Origin of the sequence: Nonomuraea gerenzanensis (genome assembly GCF_020215645.1) — a bacterium.
GTDB lineage: Bacteria > Actinomycetota > Actinomycetes > Streptosporangiales > Streptosporangiaceae > Nonomuraea > Nonomuraea gerenzanensis.
On the sequence record NZ_CP084058.1, the window covers coordinates 8,324,320 to 8,344,492 of the forward strand.

Sequence of the window (20,173 nt, forward strand, 5' to 3'; positions counted from 1 at the left end):
GGGCGGGGCGACGCACTATCGTGCGAACCGTGAGCGACGTGATCGAAGCCCACCGCGAGCGCGTGCGAGCCGCCGACCCCCTGGTCACCGTCGCGGACCTCGGCGGCGCCGACCTCATCGAGACCGCAGACGCCCTCGGCGCACCCTCGGTGACCGTGGCCGCGCCCGACGCCCCGACCGTGCGCTGGGGCCCGCTGACCACCCACACCCTGCACGCCAGGGTCGCGGGCGGCGACCCGGCGAGGGCACTCGGCCACCTCCTCGACCGCTGGATCTCCACCCTCCACACCGAACCGGACGCCGGGCTCGTCGTGAGCTGGCCGAGCCGGGACACCGCGCCGGTCGCGGCCCTGGTCAGGCGGGGCTTCGCGCCGCGCACCGTGCTCGCCGTCCGCCTCGCCCCCGCCTCGGCCGCCCCCGCCCGGCCGTCCCCCGGCGTGCGGCGGGCCGAGTGGGACGATCTGGACGTGATGTGCCGCCTGTACCTGGAGCTGATCGACTACGAGGCGCAGTTCGGCTGGGTGCCGCCGGCGCTGCCCTCGACGGCCGCCGCCGCCCGGGCCGAGCTGGCGGGCAAGCTCGCCCGCGGCGACGGCTGGTGCTGGCTGGCCGAGCGGGACGGCGAGGTCACCGGCATGCTCTCCGTCCACCACCCCGATCACGCCGGACAGATCGCCCCCGCCGTGCGGGCCTCCCCCGTGGCCTACGTCGGCTCCCTCTACGCGCGGCCCGGCAGCAGGGGCCGCGGCACCGGCGCCGTGCTGGCCGGCCACGCGCACGCCGTGGTGGCGGCGGCGGGCGTCGAGACCGTGCTGGTGCACTACGTGGCCGCGAACCCGCTGTCCGTGCCCTTCTGGTCCCGCCAGGGTTACCGGCCGCTGGTCACGACGTGGGGGCGGTGGCTGCGGCAGCCGGTGTAGGCGCGGCGGATGCAGGTGGGGCCGATGCAGGCACGGCCGATGCAGGTGGGGCCGATGCAGGTGGGGCCGGTGCCGTCACTGCCGGTGGTCACTCCGGCAGTTCGCTGCCCGCCTGTTCGCGTACCAGGTAGTCGGCGTACCAGTCCGGCCAGTCCGGGTCCTCGGCGCCCAGGCGCGCCTCGTGCTCGCCGTGCGCGGCGGCGGCGCGGCGCAGCGCCGCCGCCAGGTCGGCGGTGGAGGCGAACGTGGTGGCGGACGCGTCCAGCCGCCCCGGCAGCCGGGTGGTGACCTCCTGGAGGACCCAGCCGTTGCCGTCCGGGTCGCTGAAGGACAGGAACGAGCCGTAGCTGCCGCGCGCCGGGTCCGGCCCGGCCACCCGGGCGTCGGGGCCCGCGTGGTGGAAGACGCCCCCTGCGTCGTGGAAGACCTCGCTCGGGTTCGCGCCGAGCCGCCGGAGCTCACCGTGCGCGGCCACGATGTCATCGACGACCAGGTGCAGCCCCTGCGCGGAGCCCGGCGCCTGGGAGGTGACCGAGGTGCCGAAGATGACCGAGGCCGGCGAGCCGGGCGGGGTCACCTGCACCACCCGGAAGTCCTCGGAGGTGGCGAGGTCGGCGTCCAGCCGCCACCCCAGCCCCGTGTAGAAGTCCTTGGCCCCGTCGACGTCCGTGACGGGCACCACGACGACTTCGAGTTTCATGTCCATGATTCGCGCCCCCTGCGCTGATGAGAGTGGCCGGCGTGACATCCGGCCTTTCCCGGTACGGGTCGTTGGTGGTCATTCGAGGCGGGAGACCTGGTAGTGGGCGATGCGCCAGCCCTCGGCCGTCCGGCGTACCAGCACGCTGAGCCACGCGTGCAGGGTGGGCCGGTCGGTGAAGGAGAAGTCCACGGCCAGGTAGCCGAGGACGAGGCCGGCGGCGAGCGCCCGGGTCTCCAGGATGCGGTAGCCGGCGCTCAGGCCGGGTGGCTGGGAGTCGTAGTAGGCGGCGATGCCGGGCCTGCCGACGCTGTACGGGCGCAGCCCCTGGAAGATCGCGTCCTCGGTGAACAGGGCGGCGACCTGCTGCGGCCGGTGCGTGCCGACGCCCGCCCGCCACTGGTCCATGACGTCCCTGAGCACTGTCTCCATATCCGTGTTCATGCTCAGTGACCGGCGCTCATACCGCCGTCGACGTGCAGGATCTCGCCGGTGACGAAGGGCGCGTGCTCCAGGAAGAGCACGGCGTCCACGACGTCGCCCAGCTCGCCCATCCGGCGCACCGGATGCAGCGCCGCCAGGGATTCGTGCGTCTCCTCGGGGTGCATGGGCGTCTTGATGGAGCCCGGCGAGACGGCGTTGACGCGGATGCCACGCGTGGCGTACTCGATGGCCAGGGACTTGGTGGCGGCCTGCAGGCCGCCCTTGGTCAGCGAGGCCAGCACGGACGGGACCCGCGCGTCGGCGTTGTCGACCAGGCTCGTGGTGATGGTGACGACGTGGCCGCCGCCCTGATCGAGCATGCGGGCGACGGCGAGCTGGGTGGGGTGGAAGAAGCCGTCGAGGTTCACACCGCGCACGGCGGTGTAGTCGTCGCCGGTGTAGTCGGTGAACGGCTTGGCGACGAAGATGCCCGCGTTGTTGACCAGGGTGTCCAGGCGGCCGAACCGTTCCACGGCCGCGGCGACCGCGCGCTCGGCGGTGGCCCGGTCGGCCACGTCGCCCTGGACGGTGACGAGGTCCGGGTCGGTGGACGGGGCTATGGTGCGGGAGACGGCGACGACGGCGTGGCCGAGCTTGCGGTAGGCCTCGACGACGCCGGCGCCGATGCCCTGGGAGGCGCCGGTGACGAGGATGACCTTCTGCTGCTGAGTGCTCATGATGACCCTTCCTCCTTTGATAGACGATCGGTCGTCTATTCACGTGCCTGAAGATAGGCCACCAGGTCACCGTGATGCCAGGACTGGAAAGCTCTCAGCTAGGAGGTTGATCCTCTCAGTGCCGGTGCGGGTCGTCCTCGGGCAGCCAGGCGTCCCGGTCGTGGATGCCGAGGTCGCCGTCGGCGCGCAGGGCCTCCACGACGTCCAGGACCGAGGTGCGGTCCTCGTCGCGCCGCCACACCAGCGACCAGGTCCAGTAGACCCGCGGCGCGACGACCTGCCGCCGCACCAGGTCCGGGGGCAGCGGTGCGGTCTGGCCCTTGGGCGAGTTGACGACGGGGCGGCGGCAGCGCCGCACGTGGTCGAAGAAGGCCGGGCCGGTGATGCCGCCGTCGGCGATGCGCACCGCGCGGGCGCCGGTGCCGGCGGCCATCTCCTCGGCGAAGGCGTTCCACGACGACCAGGAGGTGACGTCGTCGTCGAGCAGGATGCTGGTGCGCGCGGCCGGGACGTCACCGGTGTCCTGCCCGGTGGCCACCGCGTAGAGCCGGTCGGCGCCGATGAGCTGGGCGTTCAGGCCGCGTTCCGCCAGGTCGCGGGCGCGTACCCAGCAGACCGCCAGATCGAGGCCGCCGTCGGCGACGCGGGCGGCCTGGGTGTGCGAGGGCGCTACCCAGGCGTCGAGGTGCACCTGGGCCACCGCCGCCGTACGGGCGCCCAGGTCAGGCGGCAGCCAGTTGACGTAGCCGAGCCTGACCGGCTCCGAGCCGGACAGCCTGCGGGCGCGGCTGCGCAGGTCGTCGGCGCGCTCCAGCAGGGCCCGGGCGTCCGCCAGCAGCGCCGCGCCGGCCGGGGTGAGCGACACCGAGCGGCGGTCGCGGTCGAACAGGCGCACGCCGAGGTCCCGTTCGAGCGCCTTGATCTGCTGGGACAGCGAAGGGCCTGCGATCAGCAGCCGGGCGGCGGCGCGGCCGAAGTTCAGCTCCTCGGCGACGGCGACGAAGTATCTAAGCTGGCGCAGCTCCACGCCGCCATGCTACTGGGAGCCTTCGCCTACCAGCGCTGATCCGCCACGCTGCGAGGCCTCGCGCCGGCCGTCCCGCATGGGGAGCGCACCGGCGCGTCAGAGACCGGCGGCCACCTCGCTGGGGGCGCCGGCGCCCAGCAACGCCAGGCAGCTCGCCCACAGGGCGCCCATCCGCTGCGGGTCGTTGTGCAGCTTGGCGAACAGCACCTGCCCCTCCAGCTGCGCCACCACCGACCGCGCAGCCTGCCGCGTGTCGGCCACGCCCGCCTCCCCCCGCTCGACGGCCTCGGCGACGACCGTCGCAATCAGCTCGACCTGCGCGTCGAAGATCTCCTGCAGCCGCACGCGGATGGCCTCGGTCTGGGTGCTCAGCTCCAGCGTCAGATTGCCGAACAGGCATCCCGCGACGCTCCCGCAGGTGCGCTGCCCGGAGCGCAGGGTGGCCTCCGTCGCCTCGAAGAGCTGCCGCAGCCGCTGCAACGGCGCCTCCTGGCCGTCCAGGATCCGCTTCCAGTCGCGCTCCTGGGCGGCCCAGTGCTCGTCGATGACCGCCAGCGCCAGCGCCTGCTTGGACTCGAAGAAGTAGTAGAAGCTGCCCTTCGGCACGCCTGCCGCCTTACAGATCTCGGCCACGCCCAGCGCCGAGTAGCCACGCAGCTCGATGAGCGATCGCGCGGCGTCGAGGAGCTTGGCCCTGGCATCGCTGGTCCGTCCCATCTCTGAAATGTACTTGACCGGTCGGTTACCCCGCTGGCGCGAGGAGGCCCGCGGCGGTGTGTCGTCCCGTGCGCCGCCACGCGATGAGGGATCCTGAGGACTGTGGGCCCGGAGGTCACACCGGGCCGAGACGTCACCACGTCGAGGAGGCCATGAACTCGTGCCCGCGAGCGCGCCGACACACCACCACAGGCTGCCCCGGCAGGACTGCGCGGCGACCGTGCTGGGCGGCCCGACGACCGTCATCGACGTCGGCGGCCTGCGCATCGTCGTGGATCCGACGTTCGACGACCCGGGGCCGCACGGCTACCTCACCAAGACGCGGGGCCCGGCGGTGCGCGAGGACGCGCTGGGGCCTGTCGAGGTGGTGCTGGTCAGCCACGACGCGCACCCGGACAACCTCGACGACCGGGGCCGCGCCTTCGCCATGGCCGCGCCGCGGGTGCTCACCGTGCCGGGCGCGGCCGGGCGGCTGGGGCCGCGGGCGGTCGGCCTGCCGGCCTGGACCGCGTTCGCCGTGCCACGCCCGGACGGCGGCGGGGAGCTGACCGTCCTGGCGGTTCCCGCCGTGCACGGGCCGGAGGACGGCGAGCGCGACGCGGACGGCAACGTCAATTGCGAGGTCACCGGCTTCGTGCTGTCCGGCCAGGGCGTGCCCACCGTGTACGTGAGCGGCGACAACGCCTCGATCCGGGCCGTGGCGGAGATCGCCCGTCGCGTGCCGGGGATCGACGCGGCGGTGCTCAACGCCGGGGCGGCTCGCGTCCCGGGCAAGTTCAGGGGGCGGCCGGTGTCGATGAACGGCCACCGGGTAGCGGCCGCCGCCGCGATCCTGGGCGCCCGCGTGGTGGTCCCGGCCCACTACGACGGGTGGACGCACTTCTCGCAGGGGCGGGCGGAGGTGGAGACGGCGTTCGACGAGGCGGGCCTCGCCGCGCTACTACGCCTGACCGAGCACGGCTCCTGGTCGTCACTGCGCGGCTGAGGCCCTCTGGACGATCAGCCGCTGAAGCCGCCCTCACCCCTGGACGATCAGCCGCTGAAGCCGCCCCCGCCCCTGGACGATCAGCGGCTGCGGCTGCCCAGCAGGTGGGTCATCAGCAGGTCCAGCGGACGCGGGACCCGATCGAGATCGAGCGCCGCGACGAGCAGCCCCGAATAGCGGATCTTGCGCCCGCTGCCCGCCCCCATGAACCGGCGCAACTGAGCATGCGTGTTGCTCCCCCGCCACGCGGGCTGCCTCTGCATCGTACGGAACGACCCCAGCTCACCTCCCGCCTCGACGACCTGCTCGACGGCATCGGTACCGAGGGCACGGATCAGCTCGTCCTCCAGGTCGGCGACGCACACGAAGAACCCGAGCGCCTCCAGCCCGCTCCGGCCGAGCCCGGCCCCGAGGCCGGCCCGCTCGATGGCCCGGCTGAAGTCCCCCTCCTCCCCCATGTCGCACAGCCCCGCCAGCCGGAGATCATGACCGGCGGGCCCGTATTCGCGCAGGTACGTCCCGATGTTGGTGGCACCGCCCATCGCCACGAGGGAGATGCCTTCGGCCGCCAGGTCGAGGCCGCGGCGCTCGGCCAGCACCTCGACGGCCGCCTGGTCGCTGGCTCCTTCGACCAGGACCACGGTGTGCGTGTCGCTCATGACCCAAGCCTGGCACCCCGGCCCGCGGCCGTCGCGGGCCACCCCCGGATCTGGGATCAGACCGAGTACGTGCAGCGCAGCGACTGGCTGGCCCCCTGGGCGTGGCCGAGGTAGGTGGCGCCGGGGTAGAGGTGGGCGCACGCGGCGGCGGCGCTGCCGGGGCCGAGGTACGTGGTGCCCGTGCCGCTGCTGCTCCAGCGGTGGCAACCCAGGCTGCCGTTGTAGAAGCCGATGGTGGAGGACGAGTTCACCTGGGCGGAGCAGTAGTCGCCGAGCGAGATGGGGCTGTGGACCACCTCCACGACCGCCGCCTGCGCGGCGGGGGCGGCGAGCGCGAACGTGCCGAGGCAGGCGAGCGCGGCGGCGGACAGGGTGAGGACACGACGGGTCACGGGAACCTCCGGGCATCAGGGGGCAACAGTGGCATGACAGGGGGACGCGCACCGCGGGCACGCCGCGTTGATCGCAGTATTAAATAGGAAAGCTTCCTATGCAATAGGGGTCAGACCAGTGCGGGCAGCGGTTTGTCGTGCAGCCACGCGGACAGCAGCGGCCCGACCGGCCGCGAGGTGTGCCGCTGGACGTGCCCGGCGAACTCCCGCGTGGTGACGGTCCCGTGCCGGTGCTCGGCGGCCCACGAGCGCAGGGCGGCGAAGAACGCCTCCTCGCCCATGGCCCGGCGCAGTGCGTGCAGGGTCAGCGCGCCGCGCTTGTACACGCGGTCGTCGAACAGCGCCGCCTCGCCGGGGTCGGCCAGGACGAAGTTCTGCGGGAGCAGGGAGAGGCGGTGCCACCACCGGTGGGCGTGGTCGCCGGCGGGCGGGCCGCCCGACGCCTCGGACCAGAGCCACTCGGCATAGGCCGCGAAGCCCTCCTGCAGCCAGATGTCGCTCCAGCAGGCCACGGTGAGGCTGTTGCCGAACCACTGGTGCGCCAGCTCGTGCGCGACCAGCCGCTCGCAGCCGCGCACGCCGTCGACGTGGTTGCGGCCGAAGATCGACATGCCCTGGGCCTCCACCGGGATCTCCAGGTCGTCGTCGGCCACCACGACGGTGTAGCCGGCGAACGGGTAGGGCCCGAACAGGTCGCCGAACAGCGCCATCATCTCGCCCTGCCGGCCGAAGTCGTGGCGCACCCGGGTGGCCAGCCGGGGCGGGTGGGCCAGCCGGGCGCCGCCGTACTCGGAAATCTGGTAACGCCCGATCTGCACGCTGGCCAGGTAGCTGGCCATGGGTTCGGCCTGGTCGTAGATCCACGTCGTGGTGCCGGGCCCGCGCCGCCTGGCCACCAGCGCCCCGTTCGCGATCACCTGGTACGCCGACGCGGTCGTCACCGAGATCCGGTAGGACGCCTTGTCGCCGGGCCGGTCGTTGCAGGGGAACCAGGACGGCGCGCCGATCGGCTGACCGGCCACCAGCGCGCCGTCGCTCAGCTCCTCCCAGCCCAGCCCGCCCCAGGGGCTCGGCACCGGCATCGGCTTGCCCGAGTAACGCACCTCCACCACGGCCTGCTCCCCGGCGGGCAGCGGCCGAGGCGGTGTCACGCGCAGCTTGCCCCGGTCGTGCTGGTAGCGCGCGGCCACGCCGTCCACCGTGACGCCCGAGACCCGGAGCCTGCCGAAGTCCAGGGACAGCTCGCCGAGGGGCTCGGCGGCCGACACCGTGAGCCGGGCGGTGCCGTCGAGCCGGTTGGCCGCGACCCGGTAGACCAGCCTCAGGTCGTAGTGCGCGACGCCGTAGCGGTGGTCGCCGTGCCCGGGGAAGTACGGTGTCATCGCCACGCCGAGATCGGGTTGCCGAACCAGCGGGTGCGGCCCGGCACGTTCTCGCCCCGCATCACCAGGGAGGCCGGGCCGATCGTGGTGTCGGTGCCGACGAGCGAGGCCGGCAGCACCACGCCGTGCGGGCCCAGCGTCGCGCCCGCCTCGAGCGTGACCGTGTCCATGCTCATGACCCGGTCGTGGAAGAGATGTGTCTGCAGGACGCAGCCCCGGTTGACGCACGCGCCGTCGCCCAGGGTCACCAGGTCCGCCTCGGGCAGCCAGTACGTGTCACACGTGACCCCATGTCCGATGCGTGCCCCGAGCGAGCGCAGCCACACGTTGAGCGGCGCGGTTCCCAGCCACGGCTGCGCGAACCAGGGCGCCGCCAGCACCTCGACGAAGTTGTCCGCCAGCTCGTTGCGCCACACGAACGAGCTCCACAACGGCCGGTTCCCCGCCCTGATGCGGCCGACCAGCACCCACTTGGCGGCCGTCGCGACCGCCGCCGCGACCACGCCCGCGCCCGCCAGGACCGCGCCGCCCAGCGCGATCGCCGCGGCGAAGCCGTACAGGGAGGCGAGGGCCTCGAACGCGGCGGCGGCCAGGACGGCGAGCGCGACCGTGCCCATGGCGGGCAGCACGCGGAACGCCTCGACGAGGGCCCGGGCCGCCCTGTACCGCGCGGGCGGGTCGTAGGTGCGGTTCCTGTCGCCCTCCTCCGCGGTGCGGTGCAGCTTCATGGGCGGCATGCCGACGTACGAGGAGCCGGACTTGGCCTTCTTCGGCGTCGCCGACAGCACCCCGACCAGCCCGTCCTTGGGCACCTTGCGGCCGGGGGCGGTCATCCCCGAGTTGCCGAGGAAGGCCCGCTTGCCGATCCGCGCGGTCGCGATGCGCATCCAGCCGCCGTCCAGCTCGTACGGGGCCACCATCGTGTCGTCGGCCAGGAAGGCGCCGTCGCCCACCGACGTCATCGTGGGCAGCGCGAGCACCGTGGACAGCTCGACGCCCCGGCCCACCTTCATGCCGAGCGCCCGCAGCCACGCGGGGGTCAGGACGCTGGCGTACAGGGGGAACAGCCACACGCGGGCCGCGGCCATCAGCCGGCCGGTCGCCCAGGCCTGCCACGCCTGGCGGCTGTGCACCGGGTGCTGCCCGGCGTGCAGGCCCAGGCCGAGCAGCCGCACGCTGGCCAGCGTGAGCAGGGCGAAGGCGGCCATGCCGGCGATCGTCGCAAGCGGCACGCCGGCCAGGGCGGCGATGAGCGCCTCGCCGAGGGTGCGGGCCTGCCGGGCGAACCAGGCCAGGACCGCGAGGGCCGCCCCGGCCGCGGCGACCGGGAGCAGGCTGAGCACGAAGGCGGTCACGCCGTACACCGCCGTCCACAGGGCGGAGCGGGCGGCCCGCTCCCCCGGCTTGCGCGACTTGCCCTGCCGGAACGCCGGCACCCCGGCCCACAGCTCGCCCGACGGCACGCCGCCGGTGACCGCCGACCCGGGCGCCACCTGGGCGTTCTTGCCGATCTTCGTGCCGGGCAGCAGCGTCGAGCGGGAGCCGACGGTGGCGCCGGCACCGATCCTGATCTCGCCCACGTGCAGCACGTCGCCGTCGTACCAGTGGCCGCTGAGGTCCACCTCCTGCTCGACCGACGCGCCCCTGCCCACCTTGAGCAGCCCCGTGACGGGCGGCGGCGAGTGCAGGTCGGCGTCGGCGCCCACCTGGGCGCCGAGCAGCCGGGCGTACCAGGTCATCCAGGGCGCGCTGGCCAGGTCGGGCACGCCGAGCCTGGCCGCGAACTGCTCCGCGAACCACAGCTTGAGATGGACGGCGCCGCCGCGCGGATGGCTGCCCGGCCGCACGCCGCGCAGCAGCAGCCGGGCGAGCGCCGCCGACAGGCCGATCCTGCCCATCGGGGTGACGAACGCCAGCGCCCCGAGCGTCACCCACCACCACGACAGCGCGGGCGCCCACGGCGGCGCGAGCACGTTGCCGAGCGCGGCCAGCGGCACGATCCAGCGCAGCGCGCCGACGGTGAGCAGCGGCACCATGAGCAGCGCCTGGATCAGCGCGGCCCGCCGGGGCATGGGCGTCACCGGTGGCCGGGCCGGCTCGGGGTCGCTGCCGATGGCCAGGTGGGCGGCCAGCCCGGCCAGCGTCGGATGCGCGTACACGTCGCCCACCGCCACGTCCGGGTGGTCGGCGCGCAGCACGGACACCAGCCTGGCCGCGGCGAGACTGGTGCCTCCGGCGGCGAAGAAGTCGTCGCCGGGCCCGTCCGGAGCCACCCCCAGGATGGCGGTCCACTGCTCGGCCAGCCGCGCCTCGGCGGGGCTCAGCTCCGCGGGGGCCTCGGCGGACGCGCTCTCCCCGGCCAGCGGCCAGGGCAGCGCGTCGCGGTCGATCTTGCCGGACGTTCTGGTCGGCAGGGACTCGACCGGGGCCAGCCGGGGCACCAGCGCGGCGGGCAGCGAGTCGGCGAGCAGCTCACGGGCCTCGCCGGCGTCGAAGCCGGGGCCGGTGACGACGTACCCGACGAGGAGCTGATGACCGCCGCCCGCCGTACGCACGGCGGCGGCGGCACCCGTGACGCCGGGCAGCGCCTGTAACGCGGCGTCCACCTCACCCAGCTCGATCCGGCGCCCGCCCAGCTTCACCTGGTCGTCGGCCCTGCCCACGAACACCAGGCCCTCGGGCTCGGCCCTGACCAGGTCGCCGCTGCGGTAGGCGCGGGCCCAGCCCAGCGACGGCAGCGGCGCGTACTTCTCGGCGTCCTTCGCGGGGTCGAGGTAGCGGGCCAGGCCGACGCCGCCGATGACCAGCTCGCCGGTCTCCCCCATGGCGACCGGCTCGCCGTCGCCGCCGACCACGGCCAGGTCCCACCCGTCGAGGGGCAGGCCGATGCGTACGGGCTGCCCGCCGGTGAGCGGCGCCGCCGACGCCACGACCGTCGCCTCGGTGGGGCCGTAGGTGTTCCACACCTCGCGCCCGGGCACGGCCAGCCGCTCGGCCAGCTCGGGCGGGCACGCCTCCCCGCCGAAGATCAGCAGCCGGATCCCGGTGAGGTGCTCGACCGGCCAGAGCGCGGCCAGCGTCGGCACGGTCGAGACGACCGTGATGTCCTTGTCCGCCAGCCAGGGCCCGAGGTCCATCCCCGTACGCACCAGCGACCTGGGCGCGGGCACCAGGCAGGCGCCGTTGCGCCAGGCCAGCCACATCTCCTCGCACGAGGCGTCGAAGGCCACCGACAGCCCGGCCAGCACCCGGTCGCCGGGGCCCAGCGGCCGCTCCCGCAGGAACAGCCCGGCCTCGGCGTCCACGAACGCCGCCGCCGACCGGTGCGTCACCGCGACGCCCTTCGGCTTCCCGGTGGAGCCGGAGGTGAAGATGATCCACGCGTCGTCGTCCGGCGCGGGCGGCCCCTCGCCGGCCCGGCCGCCCTCGCGCACGGTGACCTCGCCGGTGATGACCGCGTCCACGCCGGCCTCGGTGAAGACCAGCTCGGCGCGCTCGTCCGGGTCGTCGGCGTCGACCGGCACGTACGCGGCGCCCGCGGCGAGCACGGCGAGGACGGACAGGTACAACTCGGCCGTCCCGGACGCGACCCGCACGCCCACCCGGGCACCCCGGCCGATCCCGGCCTCCGCCAGCTCCGCGGCCATCCTGTCCACCTCGGCGCGCAGGTCGCGGTAGGACAGGCGGACGGTGCCGTCGTCCAGCGCGGGCGCGTCGGGGTGCCTGCGCGTGGTCTCGTCCAGGACGTCGACCAGGGTGCGCGGGGGCGGGGCCAGCACGCCGGCGGGGTAGACCGCGGTCGCGGCCCTGGGACGTACGCCGACCGAGTCGCTACGCAAACGCTGCTCCTTGGAGTCAGGCGGCCGATGCCCTGCACAACATCCGCATCATCCGCGCCGTCGTGGCGTTCGCGCCACCCAAGGCCCAACGGCTGCGGCGGTCGCGCCTATTCCACTCACTCAGAGGCCATCGAACTCCCGCACGTCAGGCCGAGGGGCGCGACACCCGTGCCCCAGAGGCTCAGTATGCGCCCCATCCGGCCGTTATCAGGAGGGCCATACCGCCGGCATACTCGCGCCGATCACAATGCCGATCGGAGGTGAACCGATGTTCCAACTGTTGGGACGCGTGGCGGTGCTCGACGGCGAAGGCCGCCCGATCGACGTCCGGGCCGCCAAGCAGCAGGCGATCCTCGCCGTCCTCGTGCTGCGCCCCGGCGCGGTGATCGGCATGGACCGGCTGATGACGGAGCTCTGGCCGGACGAGCCGCCGGCCACGGCCAGAGCGAGCCTGCAGACCTACGTCTACCGCCTGCGGCGCACCCTGGCCCCGCTCGCCGCGCACGGCGTCGACCTGCTCACCCTCGGCAACGGCTACACCCTGGTCGTCCCGGATCGGGCGGTGGACGTCAGGGCGTTCGAGCAGCGTTGCGCCCAGGGGTCGGAGGCGCTGGCCGCGGGCAGCGCGGCGGTGGCGGCCGGGCTGTTGCGGGAGGCGCTAGACCTGTGGCGCGGGCCGCTGGCGCCGGAGATCGACGTGGAGACCGTCCGCCGTGAGCGCAGGCGCCTGGACCAGGTGCAGCTGACCGCGTCCGAGTTGTGGGTGGAGGCGAAGCTGCAGCTCGGGTTGCACGACCGGGCGATCCCGGAGCTGGAGTGCCTGGTCGAGGCGCACCCGTTCCGCGAGTCGCTGTGGGAGCTGTTGCTGCGCGCGCTGGCGGCGCGTGGCCGGCGCGCGGAGGCGCTGGCCGCCTACGGGCGCATGCGGGACATCCTCAGTACGGAGCTCGGCATCGAACCGGCCGACCACCTGCGCCGGCGGCACCAGGACATCCTGCGCGGCGCGTCGTTCTAGCTGACGGGAAACCCCCTGGCCGGCGCCGACCAGGGGGAGCTCCCCTTACTTACGCGCACTGCTTCCTGATGTAGACCGAGCAGTCACTGCGCCAGCACTTGTAGACAGCGCAACAGATGCCACCGCTGCACGTCGTGGTCTGCAGGATGCACCGTTCGGTGCACGCCGCCTGCGCCTCACCTGCCGGTACGACGAAGGCCACGACGCGGTCCGCCAAGGCACTGATCAACTTCACTGTCCCACCCTTCTGCGACCGGCTTCACTCGCACACGGTGACCGTGTTGACGGTGCAGTCGCCGTTGACGCACCGCATCCTGTAGCACCCGTTGACCGGGCCGCTGACCACCGTGCACCTCGGGGTGCACGCCGCGTCGGCCTTGACCGTGGGGATCAGCCGGTCGATGAGCTTGTCCAGCATTCCTTCCTCACCTCCCTCCTCTGTCGGGGTTCATCTGGGCGCGGTCTCACGGGAGTCCGTCCCGTGATAGCCGCGGGCTTGGAGGCGGAAGAGGCGGGCGTAGGTGCCGTCCACCGCCATGAGGTCGTCGTGGCCGCCCCGCTCGGCGACGACGCCGTCGCGCATGACGACGATCAGGTCGGCGTCGCGCACGGTGTTCAGCCGGTGGGAGATGAGCAGGCTGGTCCGGCCGGCGCGGTGCTCGCGCATGCGGGCGTGCACCTCGGCCTCGGCCTCCGGGTCGAGGCCGGAGCTGGGCTCGTCGAGGATCATCAGGTCCCGCCCGTCGCGCAGGAAGGCCCTGGCCAGGGCGGTCCGCTGCCACTGGCCGCCGGAGAGCACCACGCCGGTCGCGGCGTCCTCCCGGTCCTGCTCGCTGATGAACAGCCGCGTCAGCAGCGTGTCGTAGCCGCGGGGCAGGGCCGCCAGCAGTTCGTCCACCCCTGCCCGCTGGGCGGCGGCGCGGATCCTGCCCAGGTCGTCGCGGGCGGCGAGGTCTCCCACGCCGATGTTGTCGCGGGCGCTCAGGTCGTAGGTCATGTGGTCCTGGAAGACGCCGCTGATCCGCTCCCGCAGCGCCTCCGGCCGGACATCGCGCAGGTCCACCCCGTCCCAGAGGATCGTGCCCCGGCTCGGGTCGTAGAAGCGGCAGAGCAGTTTGACGAGCGTGCTCTTGCCGGCGCCGTTCAGGCCGACGAGGGCCACGGCGGCGCCGTACGGGAGGAGCAGGTCGACGCCGCGCAGGATCCAGGGATGCTCGTCGCTGTAGCGGAACCACACGTCGCGCAGCTCGATCCCCCGGCGCAGCGGCGGCAGCGGCACGGGCTCGGCCGGCACCGCGAGGTCGGGCTCTGCCCGGACCACCGCCACGTAGTGGCCGAAGAGCCGCAGGTTGAGATGGCTCAGCGCGATGCCGTTGACCAGGGTGTCGAGCCCGCCCTGCACCGCGACCACGGCGACGGCGAACATCGACACGTCCCCGGCGGTGAGCGTGCCGGCCCGGGCGGCGGCGATGGCCCAGACGAGCCCGCCCCCGGCCACCACGGCCGACAGCAGGGCGAGCGCCCCCTCCGCCGACAGCTCCGCGCGGTCCATGCGCCGCTTGCTCGCGTGCGCCGTCGCCAGCTCGGCCATGAGCCGGCCGCGCAGGAACCCGCCCAGATCGAACAGCCTGATCTCCTTGGCCGCCTCGATCGTGCTGAGCAGGCTGCCGTAGAAGAGCTGCCGCCGCTCCGCGGGGCCGATCTCCCACATCATGGCCGTACGCCGGCGCGACAGCCGGAGCTGCGCGACGAGGGCCGGAACGGCGGCGCACACCACGACCGCCGCCATGACCGGGCTGATCACCAGCACGGCCCCGAGGAAGCCGAGCACGCCGACCGCGGAGCGCAGCAGGCCGAACGCCTCGGTGACGATGCCGTCGGCCCTGGACGTCCCGTCCTGGGCCAGGCGCAGCCGGTCGAGGAAGGGCGGATCCTCGAACGGCCGGAGCCCGGGGAAGCGGGCGGTGGCCGCGAAGAGCCGGTCCGTCGTGGTGGCCGCCATGGCGCGGCCGAGCTGGTTGCCCAGGTAGCGGGAGCAGTGCGGCAGGATCGCGGCGGCGACGCCGGTGCCCGCCAGGCCCGCGGCCAGGCCGAGCAGCTCGGCCAGGGACGCCGTCCCGGTGAGGCCGTCGATGACGAGCTTGGTCAGCCAGGCCGTCGCGACCGGCGCCGCGGCGCTGGCCAGCAGCGTGATCGCGTACCCGGTCATCGGCCAGGCGGCGCCGCTCCAGGCGGTCGCCGCCGCCTCGCGCGCGCAGGTGGTCAGGCGCACCCCGTCAGCGGTCATGCCGCGCCTCCAGCTTCCTCACGGTGACGGCGTGCAGGTCGGCGGCGCGAAAGTAGCCGTGCTGGCGCGAGTCGAAGCTGACCTCGCTGTTGTCACCGATCAGGACGAACCTGCCCGCCGGGACGACGTCGTCGGCCACGACCCCGCGCACCCCGTCCGGGACCGGATCGCCCGGCAGGGCGGCGACCCGCTTGATCAGGAACCTGCTGCCGGTCGAGCGGGGGCTCAGGACGACGGCGACCTGCCCCCTGCGCAGCGCGGCCAGGCCCGCGCGCCGGGACAGGATCCGGTCCCCGTGGGTCAGCGCCGGGGCCATGCTGTTGCCCCGGACGCGGATCACCACGTACGTCGCCCGCAGCCGGACGACCAGCCCGGCCAGCCCGGCCAGCGCCGCCAGCCCGCACGCCGCCACGAGTGGCATCCGCCTCACGGCGCCTCGACCTCGGCGGGCAGGGTGTGACCTGCGGTGACGACGGTGTGGCCGGCGTCGATCGTGATGACCGTCGGGTACGCGCTCACCTTGAACGCCCGCTGCAGCGACCCCTGGGTCGGCTCGGTGACCACCAGCGCCACCTCCGCGAGCCGTTCGACATGAGCGGTGACGTCCTCCCCCGGACCGGCGGCCACCACGGCGAGCACGCCGTCCGAGGTGCGCCGGGCCCGCTCCACGAAGTGCGGGAGCAGGTCCTCGCAGGGCTTGCAGCCGTGGGAGAAGAAGCCGACCAGCGCGGGCGCGCCCAGCAGCTCGTCGGAGACCGGCTCGCCACTCGTGGTCATGGCGGCGAACCCCGGCATCCGCTCGCCGGGCGCGAGCCCGTCCGGCATCGCCGGGCCCTGCTCGCGCAGGCGGCGGATCAGGCCGATGGTCAGCAGCAGGTTCGCCATGCACAGCAGGGCGAGCAGCACGACGGCGGCGACCAGGTACTGCATCACACTCTCCCCGTTCTGTCCAGGAACAACCCGGCCAGGTCGTCGAAGGCGGCGAACACGACGGCCCCCGCCAGCCCGGCCGGGATCGCCACCGCCACCGCCCCGGCGGCCGGTGGCCCATGCGAGAAGGCCAGCGCCGTCCCGCCCAGCGCCACCACCAGCAGCAGCAGGGCGTTGCGCACCAGGTGCACCGGGCCGAGCGGCACCGCGGACGGGCCGAAGCAGCGGCAGGTCATGCGCACGCCCCGCCGGACCGTGCGGGCGATCACCAGGGTGAACGCGGCCAGCATGAGCCCGCCGAGCGCCAGGCCCACCCGCGGGATCACCATGAGCGCGGCCGTCGCCGCCTCCCCCGCCGCGACCACGGCGGCCACCGGGAGGCGCAGCCGCTCCGGCACCGGCACCAGGCCGGCCGCGAACGAGCGCAGGTCCGCGCGGCTGCGCAGCTTGCCGAACGCGGCGATGGCGAACACGGCACCGAGCAGGACCTGGCACGTGAGGAGCAGGACATCCACGGTCCAGATATTTCCGGACCTCGCTAGCCGGGCCCTGGCGTGCCGCTAGCCCGGCCCTCGCTCGCCGCTCGCCGAACCGCCGCTCGCCGAACCGCCACCCGCCGAACCGCCACCCGCCGAACCACAGCCCGGCGTGGCCGCCCGGCCGATCTTCCAGACGCTCGCGAAGAACCTCGCCGTCAGGCGTCCCCACCCTGACGTTTCGGCATCCCGTACGGGTCGTGCGGGGTGTCGGCGTAGGCCCACTGATGGTCGCGGGCGTGCCGGCAGGCCGCCTCCACCTCCCCGGCGCGCATGACCTCCAGCAACTCCCGGTGCTCCTCGGCCACCCGAGCCAGCTCCGGCCTGGTCACCATCAGCGCGATGGCCGTGCGCGCCTCGATCTGCAGCGCCTCCCAGGCCCTGGTCAGCAGCCCGTTGCCCCCGGCCAGCACGACGTGCCGGTGGAACCGGGCGCTGGCCAGGCCGATGCCCGGAACGTCGTCGCCACGGGCGCAGCGCCGCATCTCTTTGACCGCCTCCTCCAGGCGGTCGAAGGGCAGCGTCCCGGACAGCATCGCCAGCCGCGTCGCGGTCTCCTCCAGCGCCGCCCGCAGGATGTACGCCTCGCGGATCGTCTGCTCGGCGAAGGGCAGCACCCGGCTGCCGTGACGGGGCTGGCCCTCGATGAGGCCGAGGCCCTCCAGCTGCCGCAGCGCCTCCCGGACCGGGGCCTGGCTCGTGCCGAACTCCAGCGCGATCTTCGTCTCGATCAGGCGGTCGCCCTCGCCCAGCTCGCCGGCGACGATCCGCTGCAGCAGGCCGTCGCGGATGCGCTGGCTCAGCGTCGGCCGCGCGGAACGCGGGGCGGTGGGCGGTTTCCCCGCAGGCTCGGACAACAGGCCTCCTGTTCGCTGAGGGCCCTTGACTCTTGGATCATGCCATCTACTCTCCAATTATCGATATCGATAACGGGAGCGTAAATGCTGATATCGGTTGAGATCCCGGACAGCGCCGAGGCGGCCCAGGCCGGCCTTCAGCGCGGAGCCGTCCCTCTCGGCGGCGGCACCCACCTGCTGACCAGGACGAACGACGAAGCCGGCCCCGGCCTGCGGCTCGTCAGTCTGCGCAAGGCCGGGCTGCGTGGCATCGACGTGGCCGGCGCCACTGTGACCATGGGGGCGGCCACCACGCTGGCCGACGTCGAGGACGACCCCCGGCTGGGCCGGCTCCACCCCTGCGTGCGCTCGATCGCCTCCCCGCCGGTCCGCAACCTCGCCACGGTGGCCGGCAACCTGTTCGTGCCGCAGCCGTACGGCGACCTGGCCGCCGCCCTGCTCGCCCTGGACGCGGAGCTGGACGTGCTCGGCCCCGGCGGCGCGCGGCGCGAGCCGCTGGAACGGGTCGTCAAGGACGGCCTGCCCACCGGCGAGCTGGTGACCGGGATCCGGTTCACCGCTCCGGCGGACGGCACGTTCCGGTTCTACAAGGCGAGCAGGCGGCGGCTCAACTCCGGCGCCATCGTCACGGTGGCGGCCCGGATCACGGTCGAGGACGGCCTGGTCGCCGACGTCCGGCTGGTGCTCGGCGGCCTCGCGCGCCGCCTGGTGCGGGCCGCCGGCGCCGAGCGCGTGCTGCTCGGGGCGCCGCTCACCGCCGGGACCGTCGCCCGGGCGGCGGTGGCGGACGCCATCGAGCCGTTCGACGACGCCTACGCCTCCGCCTGGTACCGCGCCCGCGTCTACCCCGTCCACCTGCGTCGTGCCCTGCTCGGGGCCTGAAAGGGGAGCGTATGCCCTCGACCATCGTCACGCTCACGCTGAACGGCACCGAGCGGGAGCTGATCGCCCGCCCCTCGACGACCCTGCTGGACGCCCTGCGCGAGACGTTCGGGCTGATGGGGGCCAAGCGCGGGTGCGGGCAGGGCGGCTGCGGCAGCTGCACGGTGCTGCTGGACGGCCGGCCCGTGGTCTCGTGCCTGATCCCCGTCGTGACGGTGGACGGCTCCGCCGTGGAGACGATCGAGGGCCTGGCCGACGGTGACCGGCTCACCGACGTGCAGCAGGCGTTCGTCGACCACTTCGCCACGCAGTGCGGCTTCTGCACCCCCGGGATGATCATGTCGGCCACGGCGCTGCTCGACCGGGAACCGGACCCGACCCGTCAGGACGTCGCCGAGGCGATCTGCGGGAACGTCTGCCGCTGCACCGGCTACGAGCCGATCATCACCGCCGTCCTGTCCGCCGCGGCACGCCGCCGCGCCGCCGCGAGGGCCGACGTGTGATGGGCGGCCGGATCACGCCGATCGACACCGCCTACTTCAAGGGCGAGCGGTCGGGCGGCTTCTCCGTCATCGGCACCGCGGTGCAGCGCTCGGACGCCCGCGGCCACGTCACCGGCCGCACGGTCTTCTTCGAGGACCTGACGCCGCCGGGCCTGACCCACGTCAAGATCCACCGCTCCACCCGGCACCACGCCCGCATCGACCGGGTGGACGTCTCCGGCGCGCTCCAGGTGCCGGGCGTGCTGCGCGTCATCACCCACCGGGACGTGCCGAACAACTGGTACGTCGTGCTGCGCCTGATCGGGGTCGGCCCCGACGACGAGCCGGTGCTGGCCGAGGACCGGGTCCTGTACCGGGGCGAGCCGATCGTCGCCGTGGTCGCCGAGACCGAGGAGGCGGCCCGCGAGGGCGCCGCCCGGGTCGTGGTCGACTACACCGACCTGCCCGCCGTGCTCGACGTCGAGGAGGCACTGGCCGAGGGCGCGCCGATCATCAAGCAGGCGGGCACCAACCACTTCGTGTACGAGGGCCACCCCTGCCGCCGGATCCGCTTCGGCGACGTCGAGCGGGGCTTCGCCCAGGCGGACCGCATCATCGAGGGCCGCTACAGCTCCTCCCCGATCGAGCACGCGCCGACCGAGCCCACCGGCTGCCTCGTCGTCCCCCAGGGCGACGGCCGGCTGCGCATCCACAGCAACACCCAGGCCGCCTTCTTCACCCTCGACAACACCGCGCTCATCCTCGGCGTCCCGCCGACCAGCCTGCGCGTGGTCGGCGGCACCGTCGGCGGCGGCTTCGGCGGCAAGGTGGACGTCATCGTCGAGCCCCTCGCCTGCCTCGCCGCCCTGCTCACCGGCCGGCCCGCCAAGTACGTCTACAGCCGCGCCGAGGAGATGCAGGTGTCCTCCACCCGGGCGGCCGAGCGCATCCACATCAAGGACGGCGTCATGCGCGACGGCCGGATCGTCGCCCGCCAGGTCACCCTGTACGTGGACGCCGGCGCCTACTCCCGGCACAGCCCGTACGGCACCACCAAGGCGGCGGCGCACATGCCGGGCCCGTACACGATCCCGAACGTGCACGTGGACTGCTACTGCGTCTACACCAACCGGACGCCGTCCAGCGCCATGCGCGGGTTCGGCGTCACGATCGGCGACTTCGCGCTGGAGTCGCAGATGGACCACGTCGCCAGGGAGCTGGGCCTGGACCCGCTGCGGCTGCGGCTCACGAACGCCTACCGGGACGGCGACATGAAGGCACACCGCAAGATCGCGTCAGGCACGGCGCTGGTCGAGGTGATCCAGAGCGCCGCCGCCCTGGTGGGGCACGAGCTGCCGCCGGAGTACCTGGCGATGTCGTCGGCCGAGCGAGCGGAGGGCTGA

21 protein-coding genes are annotated in these 20,173 nt (G+C 73.9%); 6 read left to right on the plus strand and 15 right to left on the minus strand.

Features of this window, described 5'->3' with window-relative positions:
• The first annotated feature begins 29 nt into the window (after window positions 1-29).
• The gene (locus LCN96_RS38720) at window positions 30-920 is read left to right on the plus strand and encodes a GNAT family N-acetyltransferase (RefSeq protein WP_225267395.1); all 891 of its coding nucleotides are present in this window, start codon (window positions 30-32) and stop codon (window positions 918-920) included.
• A gap of 88 nt (window positions 921-1,008) precedes the next feature.
• Here LCN96_RS38720 and LCN96_RS38725 read toward each other — a convergent pair whose 3' ends face one another.
• The 5 genes from LCN96_RS38725 to LCN96_RS38750 all read right to left on the minus strand — a co-directional run bounded on the left by LCN96_RS38725 (window position 1,009) and on the right by LCN96_RS38750 (window position 4,524).
• Window positions 1,009-1,620 carry a VOC family protein gene (locus LCN96_RS38725; RefSeq protein WP_225267396.1) on the minus strand — a complete coding sequence of 204 codons (612 nt, stop codon included), beginning with the start codon at window positions 1,618-1,620 and terminating at the stop codon, window positions 1,009-1,011.
• Between the two features lie 78 nt (window positions 1,621-1,698).
• Window positions 1,699-2,052: a nuclear transport factor 2 family protein gene (locus LCN96_RS38730; RefSeq protein ID WP_225267397.1), complete on the minus strand. Its 354-nt coding sequence runs from the start codon at window positions 2,050-2,052 to the stop codon at window positions 1,699-1,701.
• 14 nt (window positions 2,053-2,066) lie between these two features.
• A complete protein-coding gene (locus LCN96_RS38735; protein ID WP_225267398.1) occupies window positions 2,067-2,780 on the minus strand; it encodes an SDR family NAD(P)-dependent oxidoreductase in 714 nt (237 codons plus the stop codon).
• Between the two features lie 115 nt (window positions 2,781-2,895).
• Window positions 2,896-3,807 carry a LysR family transcriptional regulator gene (locus tag LCN96_RS57195; protein WP_311132030.1) on the minus strand — a complete coding sequence of 304 codons (912 nt, stop codon included), beginning with the start codon at window positions 3,805-3,807 and terminating at the stop codon, window positions 2,896-2,898.
• A 96-nt stretch (window positions 3,808-3,903) separates the two neighbouring features.
• Entirely contained in the window at window positions 3,904-4,524 is a 621-nt protein-coding gene (locus LCN96_RS38750; protein WP_225267399.1) for a TetR/AcrR family transcriptional regulator, read from the minus strand.
• Window positions 4,525-4,684: 160 nt separating this feature from the next.
• Between LCN96_RS38750 and LCN96_RS38755 the strand changes: the two genes are divergently transcribed.
• Window positions 4,685-5,509 (plus strand): MBL fold metallo-hydrolase, encoded by an 825-nt coding sequence (locus LCN96_RS38755; RefSeq protein ID WP_225267400.1) that lies wholly within the window; start codon window positions 4,685-4,687, stop codon window positions 5,507-5,509.
• Between the two features lie 80 nt (window positions 5,510-5,589).
• On the opposite strand, the gene LCN96_RS38760 is transcribed toward LCN96_RS38755, so the two are convergent.
• From LCN96_RS38760 to LCN96_RS38775, 4 genes are all read right to left on the minus strand, one after another.
• Entirely contained in the window at window positions 5,590-6,168 is a 579-nt protein-coding gene (locus LCN96_RS38760; protein WP_225267401.1) for a TOPRIM nucleotidyl transferase/hydrolase domain-containing protein, read from the minus strand.
• Between the two features lie 56 nt (window positions 6,169-6,224).
• The gene (locus LCN96_RS38765; protein WP_225267402.1) at window positions 6,225-6,560 is read right to left on the minus strand and encodes a hypothetical protein; all 336 of its coding nucleotides are present in this window, start codon (window positions 6,558-6,560) and stop codon (window positions 6,225-6,227) included.
• A 110-nt stretch (window positions 6,561-6,670) separates the two neighbouring features.
• Entirely contained in the window at window positions 6,671-7,942 is a 1,272-nt protein-coding gene (locus LCN96_RS38770; RefSeq protein WP_225276146.1) for a M1 family metallopeptidase, read from the minus strand.
• The gene (locus tag LCN96_RS38775; protein WP_225267403.1) at window positions 7,939-11,781 is read right to left on the minus strand and encodes a Pls/PosA family non-ribosomal peptide synthetase; all 3,843 of its coding nucleotides are present in this window, start codon (window positions 11,779-11,781) and stop codon (window positions 7,939-7,941) included. The genes LCN96_RS38770 and LCN96_RS38775 overlap by 4 nt, the downstream gene beginning before the upstream one ends.
• Window positions 11,782-12,049: 268 nt before the next feature.
• On the opposite strand from LCN96_RS38775, the gene LCN96_RS38780 reads away from it, so the two are divergent.
• Window positions 12,050-12,796 carry an AfsR/SARP family transcriptional regulator gene (locus tag LCN96_RS38780; RefSeq protein WP_225267404.1) on the plus strand — a complete coding sequence of 249 codons (747 nt, stop codon included), beginning with the start codon at window positions 12,050-12,052 and terminating at the stop codon, window positions 12,794-12,796.
• A gap of 259 nt (window positions 12,797-13,055) precedes the next feature.
• Here the strand turns inward: LCN96_RS38780 and LCN96_RS38785 are convergent, their stop codons facing one another.
• The 6 genes from LCN96_RS38785 to LCN96_RS38810 all read right to left on the minus strand — a co-directional run bounded on the left by LCN96_RS38785 (window position 13,056) and on the right by LCN96_RS38810 (window position 17,406).
• Entirely contained in the window at window positions 13,056-13,214 is a 159-nt protein-coding gene (locus tag LCN96_RS38785; RefSeq protein WP_225267405.1) for a hypothetical protein, read from the minus strand.
• 30 nt (window positions 13,215-13,244) lie between these two features.
• Window positions 13,245-15,083, minus strand: coding sequence for an ABC transporter ATP-binding protein (locus LCN96_RS38790; protein WP_225267406.1), 1,839 nt, complete (start codon window positions 15,081-15,083; stop codon window positions 13,245-13,247).
• Window positions 15,073-15,504: a S26 family signal peptidase gene (locus LCN96_RS38795; protein ID WP_225276147.1), complete on the minus strand. Its 432-nt coding sequence runs from the start codon at window positions 15,502-15,504 to the stop codon at window positions 15,073-15,075. Before LCN96_RS38795 ends, LCN96_RS38790 begins: the two co-directional genes overlap by 11 nt.
• A 5-nt stretch (window positions 15,505-15,509) precedes the next feature.
• On the minus strand, window positions 15,510-16,013 hold the full coding sequence (locus LCN96_RS38800; protein ID WP_225267407.1) for a TlpA family protein disulfide reductase: 504 nt from the start codon (window positions 16,011-16,013) through the stop codon (window positions 15,510-15,512).
• Window positions 16,013-16,528: a MauE/DoxX family redox-associated membrane protein gene (locus LCN96_RS38805; RefSeq protein ID WP_225267408.1), complete on the minus strand. Its 516-nt coding sequence runs from the start codon at window positions 16,526-16,528 to the stop codon at window positions 16,013-16,015. Before LCN96_RS38805 ends, LCN96_RS38800 begins: the two co-directional genes overlap by 1 nt.
• A 179-nt stretch (window positions 16,529-16,707) precedes the next feature.
• Entirely contained in the window at window positions 16,708-17,406 is a 699-nt protein-coding gene (locus tag LCN96_RS38810; RefSeq protein ID WP_225267409.1) for a GntR family transcriptional regulator, read from the minus strand.
• Between the two features lie 84 nt (window positions 17,407-17,490).
• Here LCN96_RS38810 and LCN96_RS38815 point away from each other — a divergent pair, with 84 nt between their 5' ends.
• Genes LCN96_RS38815 through LCN96_RS57200 form a run of 3 tightly spaced genes read left to right on the plus strand, consistent with a single transcriptional unit; the run spans window position 17,491 to window position 20,173 of the window.
• A complete protein-coding gene (locus tag LCN96_RS38815) occupies window positions 17,491-18,288 on the plus strand; it encodes an FAD binding domain-containing protein (protein WP_225267410.1) in 798 nt (265 codons plus the stop codon).
• Between the two features lie 11 nt (window positions 18,289-18,299).
• A complete protein-coding gene (locus LCN96_RS38820; RefSeq protein WP_225267411.1) occupies window positions 18,300-18,791 on the plus strand; it encodes a (2Fe-2S)-binding protein in 492 nt (163 codons plus the stop codon).
• Window positions 18,791-20,173 (plus strand): xanthine dehydrogenase family protein molybdopterin-binding subunit, encoded by a 1,383-nt coding sequence (locus tag LCN96_RS57200; protein WP_311132031.1) that lies wholly within the window; start codon window positions 18,791-18,793, stop codon window positions 20,171-20,173. The genes LCN96_RS38820 and LCN96_RS57200 overlap by 1 nt, the downstream gene beginning before the upstream one ends.